The sequence below is a fragment of the Wenjunlia tyrosinilytica genome (genome assembly GCF_014646055.1).
GTDB lineage: Bacteria > Actinomycetota > Actinomycetes > Streptomycetales > Streptomycetaceae > Wenjunlia > Wenjunlia tyrosinilytica.
On record NZ_BMMS01000116.1, the window covers coordinates 1 to 2,659 of the forward strand.

At 68.1% G+C, this 2,659-nt stretch carries 1 protein-coding gene; it reads left to right on the top strand.

Features of this window, described 5'->3' with window-relative positions:
• Positions 1-80: 80 nt before the first annotated feature.
• Positions 81-2,659 (top strand): condensation domain-containing protein (locus IEY86_RS35750; protein ID WP_265806207.1); only part of this gene is annotated, 2,579 nt, incomplete at its 3' end.

Sequence of the window (2,659 nt, forward strand, 5' to 3'; positions counted from 1 at the left end):
TGGCGAGCGGTGGTGCCCCGGGTCGGTTGGTGCATTGCTACGGTCCGACGGAGACAACGACGTTTGCCACCACTTTCGATGTGGCCGGGGTGTCCGGGGGGCAGGAGACGTTGCCGATCGGTCGGCCGATCGGCAACACGCGGGTCTACCTGGTCGATGGTGTTGGCCGTCCGGTGCCGGTGGGTGCGGTGGGTGAGTTGTTCATCGGTGGTCTGGGTGTGGCGCGGGGTTATCTGGGTCGGCCGGGGTTGACGGGTGAGCGGTTTGTGCCGGACTGGTTGGCGGGGGATGGTTCGCGGTTGTATCGGACGGGGGATGTGGGCCGTTGGCTGCCGGACGGGACGTTGGAGTTCGTGGGCCGCAATGATTTCCAGGTCAAGGTCCGGGGTTACCGGATCGAGCTCGGCGAGATCGAGGCCCGACTACTGGAGATCGACGCCGTCCGGGAAGCCGTCGTGGTGGCGCACGGTGATCGCCTCGACGCCTACTACGTGCCCGACAGCAGCATCGGGGTCGAAACACTGCGTGGCGCGCTGAGTGAGGTCCTTCCTTCCTACATGGTGCCGTCGGCGTTCGTGGAACTGGGTGCGCTGCCGTTAAGCCCGAACGGGAAGGTGGACCGGGACAAGCTTCCGGTGCCGGATGGTGGCGCGGTGGTGGTGCGTGGTTATCGGGCGCCGGTGGGTGTGGTGGAGGAGGTTCTGGCCGGGATCTGGTCGGACCTGCTGAATGTGGAGCGCGTCGGGCGCGACGATGACTTCTTCGAACTGGGCGGGCACTCCCTGCTGGCGGTCTCGCTGGTGGAGCGGATGCGGCAGGCCGGGCTGTCGTGCGATGTGCGGGCGGTGTTCACCACCCCGACCGTCGCCGGGCTGGCCGCGGCGGTCGCGGCTGGCGGCGGGGGCGAGGTGCCGGTGCCGCCGAACGCGATTCCGGCGGACGCCGATGTGATCACGCCGGGGATGCTGCCGCTGGTGGATCTGACCGAGGAGCAGATCGCCAAGGTCGTCGCCTCGGTGCCGGGCGGGCCCGGGAATGTGCAGGACATCTATCCGCTCGGGCCGCTGCAGGAGGGGATCTTCTTCCACCATCTGTTGGGTGGTGAGGGCGATGCCTATCTGTTGTCGAGTGTGTCGGTGGTGCCGTCGCGGGAGTGGGTCGGTGACTTCGCGGATGCGCTTCAGGCGGTGGTGGATCGGCACGACATTCTGCGTACGTCGGTGGTGTGGGAGGGACTGCCGCAGCCGGTGCAGGTGGTCTGGCGGCGGACCGAGCTGCCGGTCGAGGAGGTGACTCTTGACGGCAGCGGGGATGCGGTCGAACGCCTGCAGGCATATCGGGTTCCGCTGGATCTGAACCGTGCGCCCCTGTTGCGGGTGGTCACGGCCTACGACGAGCCGAACGACAGGTGGCTGCTGTTGGTGCTGATGCATCACCTGGTGGGTGACCACACCACGATGGAGGTGTTGCAGGAGGAGATCGGGGCGGTGCTGGCCGGCCGGGCAGGTGCGTTGCCGGAGCCGGTGCCGTATCGCAATGTGGTGGCCCAAGCCGTGCTGGGCACAACCCAGCAGGAGCACGAGGAGTTCTTCACCGAGCTGCTGGGCGATGTCGACGAGCCGACCGCGCCGTACGGCATCCTGGATGTCCGCGGTGACGGCACCGGAATCGCGGAGGCACGTGTCGATATGGACGCTGCCTTGGCCGAGGCGGTTCGGGAGCAGGCTCGCCGGGTCGGTGTGTCTCCGGCGAGTGTGTGCCATCTGGCCTGGAGCATGGTGCTGTCCCGGCTGACCGGTCGTTCGGATGTGGTGTTCGGTACGGTGCTGTTCGGGCGGATGCAGGCCGGCGCCGGTGCGGAACGCGGTCTCGGCCTGTTCATCAACACCCTGCCGGTACGCGTCGACATCGGTGCCCGGGGTGCGCTCGATGCTGTCCGGGACACCCATGGGCTGCTGGCCGAGCTGCTACGGCATGAGCACGCCCCGCTGGTGCTCGCCCAGGGATGCAGTCAGGTCCCGGCGGGTCTACCGCTGTTCACCAGCTTGCTCAACTATCGGCACAGTACTCCGGCGGATTCGGACGCGGTCGGAGCGGCGTTGTCCGGGTTCGAGGTGCTGGACGGCGAGGAGCGCACCAACTATCCGGTCGTGGTCTCGGTTGATGACGTGGGTACGGGGTTCGCGGTGACCGCTCAGGTGGATAACCGGCTGGACCCGGAGCGTGTGTGCGAGCTGCTGACGGCTGCGATGGGGGAGCTGACCGGGGCGTTGGCGGCCGATCCGGCGGCGGCGGTGTCGGGCCTGGAGGTTCTGCCGGAGGCGGAGCGGGCGCTTGTCGTGGAGGGTTTCAATGCCACGGAGGTGCCGGTCGATCCGACGGCGCTGGTGCATGAGTTGTTCGAGCGGCGGGTGGCCGAGGCGCCCGAGGCGGTTGCGGTGGTGCACGGTGAGGTACGGGTGTCGTACCGGGAGCTGAACGCGATGGCGAACCGGATTGCTCACCGGTTGCGGTCGGTGGGTGTGGGTCCGGATGTGCGGGTGGGGATCTGTGCCCGGCGTGGGGTGCCGTTGCTGGCGGCGATGCTGGGGGTGCTCAAGGCGGGTGGGGGCTATGTGCCGTTGGATCCGTCGTATCCGGCGGAGCGGTTGGCGTTCAT